Genomic DNA, 5,835 nt, shown 5'->3' with positions numbered 1-5,835 from the left:
AAAAAACAGGCCGATAAGTTAATTTATGTATTTCTTCCTGAAAAATAGGGAACAGAAATAAAGATTCCCCGTCTATAAACTTCAAACACATCCAAAAGAGCTATGACAGAAAAAAACAATATGTCCCGGAGTTACATACAACTATTGGACGATGCTAAATTCCTGGAGTGGCGTATCGCACCTAACGAGGAACTGAACGCATATTGGGATTCTCTTCAACAACAGGATCCCTCTTTGCAGAAAATGATCGTTCAGGCTGATCTCTATCTGAAAGAATTTATTTCAGACAAAAGATCTTTCAACAATGCCGACAAAGAGTTCTTACTTGAAAGTATTTTTAAAACAATCGAAGATCAGGCCAACAGGAAGCTGACCTGCAACAGAAAAACAATAACCTGGCAGAAATATGTAGCTGCAGCATCGGCCATACTGATTCTGGCCACAAGCATCTTATTTTTCACCAAAGAGAAGAGTTCTGATGCGGATGTCATCACAGGCAGCCAGCTTGACACGGATCAGATTCAACTTGTAAGCGGGGATAAGCTCTTCCAGTTTGAGGAAAACATTGACATCCAGATAAACGAATCGTCTTTCGAGGTCACGACCTCTGCAGGAACCAACGAGCTGTCTCTCGACGCAAACAGCGTGAACAAGCTGACTGTTCCCTACGGGAAGCAATCAAAAATCAGGCTGCCGGATGGCAGTTTGGTCTGGTTGAATGCAGGATCAACACTCGAATTTCCATCAACGTTCGGCAACGCACAAAGGGAGATTAAGCTCACCGGTGAAATATACATAGAAGTAGCTACCGACAGGAAAAAGAGATTTATGGTCCAAACTCCCGATTTCACCGTAGAGGCAACCGGAACAGCATTCAATGTATCCGCATACGAGAAGGCGGAGCTATCGGCAGTACTGGTGGAAGGGAAAATATCTGTTCACACAGAGGGTCACGTTACCGAAATGAAGCCCAACGAGCTGGCAATAATTGATCGAACAGGAAAAATTGAAACAAAAACTGTAAATACAGAGAGCTACACAAGCTGGATAAATGGTTATCTCACTTTTGAGGATACACCCATCACCCGGGTATTGGCCCATATTGAACGTTATTACAATATCGAATTTGATTATCTGGATAATCCCAATTTTCAGGATGTCACATGCACAGGCAAACTATATTTAACCGAAAACCTGGACCACATCATGCGATCGGTCACATTGATGACCAATACAGAATATACCCTGAATGATAAAACAATTATCATCAGCAAAAAAGCACGACAAAAGACTCCACAATAAAGAACTCCCAACAAAATTCAGCAGGATTTAATTTATCAATGAAACAAATTATATTTAAAATGACGTTATGAGTTATTATGCAATCAAAAAAAGGGTACAAAAAACCCGTGTAGGACGAATGAGCAGAAATGCAAAATTCTTGCTGTTGCTTCTGTTTACATCCATCAGCGGTGCGTATGCAAATAGTTATTCTCAAAATAACCTTACGCTTAAAATGAATAATGTGTCTATTCGGCAGGTATTCAACGAAATTGAAAACAAGAGTGACTATTTATTCTTATTTGTCAACGAAATAAAAAGTGAAACAAACAAGAGAATAGATGTTGATGTCTCTTCGCAAAGCATCGAGGAAATATTGAACACCATCACCGCTCATACGAATATTTCTTATGAAATTCTCGGAAAACAGATCATTTTATTCGAAAAAGAAAATTCATCAGACGCAACAGTTCGGACGGAATCAAAGACGGAAGCTCCCGTTCAGGCGGCTCAACCTCCTTTTACCGTAACCGGGAAAGTAACAGACCGTGAAGGTGAGCCGCTCATCGGGGTGAACATCGTTGTCGCCAACTCTTCTGCAGGCACCGTGACCGATGAGAATGGATACTACAGCATTCAGGCTGACAAAGGGCACATCTTACGTTTTTCCTATATCGGATTTTTCACTCAGGAGGTAGTCATAAAGAGCAACACCATCAATATCAAAATGGAAGACAGCTCTATTGCTATGTCAGAATTGATGGTGGTAGCATACGGCACCACGGACAAACGTACATACACCGGCTCTGTGGCCACCGTCAATGCGGAAAGCATTGCCAGAAACAGGTCAAACAATGTTTTATCCAGTCTTCAGGGGCTTGTTCCGGGTATTCAACTGGAAAACAAATCTCAACGAGGAGGACAAAGCACACCGGAAATTGTGATCAGGGGAGCCTCTTCCATCAACGCAAGCATCCAGCCTCTATACATTATTGACGGGGTTCCCAATGATGCGATGAAGCATCTGAACCCCGACGACATCGAGTCCATATCGGTTCTGAAGGATGCTGCAGCGATCTCTCTTTACGGAGCAAGGGCTACAAACGGTGTTATCCTCATCACAACCAAGCAGGGGAAAAGAACGGGCGACAAAGCCATCGTTTCCTATAACGGCCAGTTTGGATTTTCCACCCGCTCCGGCCGTGATTACGAGCAGGTATCGCCGCAGGAATATTATGAACTGACCTGGGAAGCGCTTCGAAACGGAGCAATCGACGACAAGGGACTACTTACGGCAGGAGGCAAGTCATATGCTACTCCCGAGCACTATGCAACGAACGAACTGCTAAATAAGCTGGGCTACAACGCCTTCAGCATAAACAACCCGGTAGGGTTGGACGGCAAACTGATTCCCGACGCACAGCTACTGTGGTGGGAAGATTACAATAAAAGACTGCTGGGCACAGGATCAAGGAACGAGCATTCTTTCAGTATCAATGGTGCATCCGACAGGGTAAATTATTACCTCTCCACCGGTTATCTGAACCAACGGGGAATTGAGCCCGGAAATCCCGGTTTTGACCGGTACACTACCCGGTTAAACTTTACCTATAAAATAAACGACAAGATCTCGGTGGGAGCAAATATCGGTATCAGTTCTTCCAGCTCCCGAACGACAAGCATTGACAACGGATATGCCGACTTCACCACGTATGCACGACTCACACCAGGCCTGTACCCCCTATATAAAAGAGATCCGGCAGGGAATATGGTGTACGACGAGGAGGGCAATCCAATCCTTGATTATGGTAATGGTCCCTCGGATGTGATGAACTCACGACGTCCCGACGTGACCGGGACCGGGGTCAGTTATGGCGTAAACCCACTGGGGACATTAGACCTGAACAAATCCTCCAGCAAAGGGAGTTATACCTTTGCCAACTATTACGTCGACTACGACATACTCGACAACCTGAACTTCAAGGCAAGTCACTCCAGAAACATATCGACCAATAAAACATCGGTCTATCGCAACAGAACAATCGGCTCAGGGACATCCACCAACGGGGCCATGGACGTAATGACATCCGAATCGGTCAACTGGACAACGAACGGTATACTCACCTACAACAGAAACTGGGACAAGAAGCACAACCTGAAGCTGATGGCGGGTGTGGAAATCAACGAGAGGAGCACATCAAGCCTGAATGCATCGGTCAAGAACTTTGCTTTTGAAGGGATGGACGAGCTGGTGAACGGATCGGATATTGTGAGACCAAGCCTCGGGCCGGGTACATCATCGGAACAACGCCTGATTGGCTTTTTCTCAAGGGCAGAATATAATTTTCACAACAAATATTTCCTTCTGGGAAGCATCAGAAGAGACGGTTCTTCCAATTTTCATCCCGACACCCGCTGGGGTAACTTTTGGAGTGTTGGCGCAGGATGGCTTGCATCGGAAGAAGAGTTCCTGAAAAACATCAACTGGGTTTCGCTGTTAAAACTAAGAGGCAGCTACGGTACTTCCGGAAATATTGGCGAGCATGATTACAGAGCCTATTATCAATCTGGCTATTCGTTTCTCGGGCAATCAGGCGTGTACATTGCCAGTATGCCGAACCGCTTCCTGAAATGGGAGGTGAACAAGCAATTAAATCTTGGTATAGATGCAAACTTTGTCAAGAACCGCATTCGTCTCTCTGTAGACCTGTATAACCGGGTAACGGACGATCTGTTTTACAACGTGCCTTTATCTCCCTCGATAGGTTTCAGTCAGGTACTCCGCAATATTGGCTCGTTGAGTAACAAGGGCGTGGAATTGTCACTGACGACCGAAAACATGGCCAGCAGGGATTTCAACTGGACCACTAATTTCAACATTGCCCACAACAAAAATAAAATACGCTCATTGAATCAGGATGAGTTTATTACAGGGTATAGAATCTACAAAGTGGGGCAAAGCACAACCGAATTTTATATTGCAGAATATGCCGGGGTGAACCCCGAAAACGGGAAACCCCGGTGGTACATCGATGAGGTGGATGAAACCACAGGAGAGAAAACCGGAGAACGGATTACTACGGAGAACTTTAATGAAACCAGCTACAAATCGGTCCGCCTGACAGACGGCACCAGCAAGGTCTTCAGAGATCTTGGACGCAAACCGGCAGGTAATTACACACCGAAAGTAACCGGAGGTTTTTTCAACTCGTTCCGCATGAAGAACGTCGATTTTAGCTTCCTCTTCAACTACTCACTTGGATCCAAAATTTTGATGATGGATTATGCTGCGCTGACATCCTCATCCGGAGGAGTGTTTCACAAAGACATGCTGAACAGATGGCAGAAACCGGGTGATGTGACTTCCATACCCAGGCTTACAACATACAAAACAGGGAACTACACCGGGAGCAGATCCTACATTTCTACCTTCTACTCTCGAAAAGGGGATTATCTGAAGTTGAAAAACATAACATTGGGATACACATTGCCAGCCGCCTTGGTCGATGCACTTCGCATCTCCTCGGCCAGGGTCTATATGCAGGCTGACAACATTTTCTACCTCAGCCACGAGCAAGGGTTCGACCCCGAACAAGTCACATGGGGTATGGTCGACACCCTCTACCCGGCATTGGCAACATACTCAGTGGGAGTAAAAGTGGAATTTTAGAATACTTCAAAAAACAAAATAATGAAAAAAAATATAATTACAACAGTCATTCTTTGCGTTGTCACTTTCCTGACCGGATGTGATGACTTTCTGGATGTCGTACCCCGCGATAAAGTATCGTCCGACATTGTTTTCGATAGCGACAAATCTACGGAGATCGTACTCAACGGCATCTATGACCATATGACTTATGCCGCGGAAGGCTATTATGTGTCTGCCCAAAGCCTTGGAATTCACAACTTCATCATTTCTGGAGACTGGATGGGACAGGATATTATCCCCAAAAGCAGCAGCACACAATGGCAGGCCGATGATTACAGCTTCACTTCACGCACCATGGAGAAACCACGCCCTCAGTTTTTCTGGTCCTATTGTTACGGTCATATTAATGTACTGAACGATCTGCTCGCCAAGATCCCTTCCATGCAAGGGAGTACAACTGCCAAAAAGCAAATCGAAGGAGAGGCACGGGGACTAAGGGCATATCATTATTTTCTGCTAACACAATGGTTCCAACAAACATATCTAATTGACCCTCAAGCACCCGGCGTTCCACTTTATCTGGAAAGTGCGATCGACCCCAAACCACGCGCTACCATGGAAGAGAACTACACGGCCATGATAGCGGACCTGCAGTGGACAGTTCAGAACATGAGCGACGAGAGAAGAGGCAATTCAAAATATGTGATGAGCAAAGACGTGGCCAAAGGTTTGCTCGCCCGGATCTACACGGAAGCGGGCCAATACGCCGAAGCAAAAGTACTCGCGGGAGAATTGGCGTCAAAATATCCATTGATGACGGAAGAGGAGTATAAAAAAGGGTTTAGCGATACAGGCGTATCGGAATGCATCTGGGGGCTGCCTACTTCCGCAAAAAATATGAA

Annotated in this window: 3 protein-coding genes; all 3 read left to right on the top strand. The window is 45.4% G+C overall.

The window, feature by feature from the left end; genetic code table 11:
- The first annotated feature begins 120 nt into the window (after positions 1-120).
- On the top strand, positions 121-1,302 hold the full coding sequence (locus tag B3Z75_RS03420; protein ID WP_294067786.1) for a FecR family protein: 1,182 nt from the start codon (positions 121-123) through the stop codon (positions 1,300-1,302).
- Between the two features lie 118 nt (positions 1,303-1,420).
- A complete protein-coding gene (locus B3Z75_RS03415; RefSeq protein ID WP_294067783.1) occupies positions 1,421-4,951 on the top strand; it encodes a SusC/RagA family TonB-linked outer membrane protein in 3,531 nt (1,176 codons plus the stop codon).
- Positions 4,952-4,972: 21 nt separating this feature from the next.
- Positions 4,973-5,835: RagB/SusD family nutrient uptake outer membrane protein (locus B3Z75_RS03410; protein WP_294067781.1), on the top strand; the 863-nt coding region annotated here is incomplete at its 3' end.

Source organism: Proteiniphilum sp. UBA1028 (assembly GCF_002316955.1).
In the GTDB taxonomy this organism is placed as follows: domain Bacteria; phylum Bacteroidota; class Bacteroidia; order Bacteroidales; family Dysgonomonadaceae; genus Proteiniphilum.
This window is presented reverse-complemented; position numbering and strand designations above follow the sequence as displayed.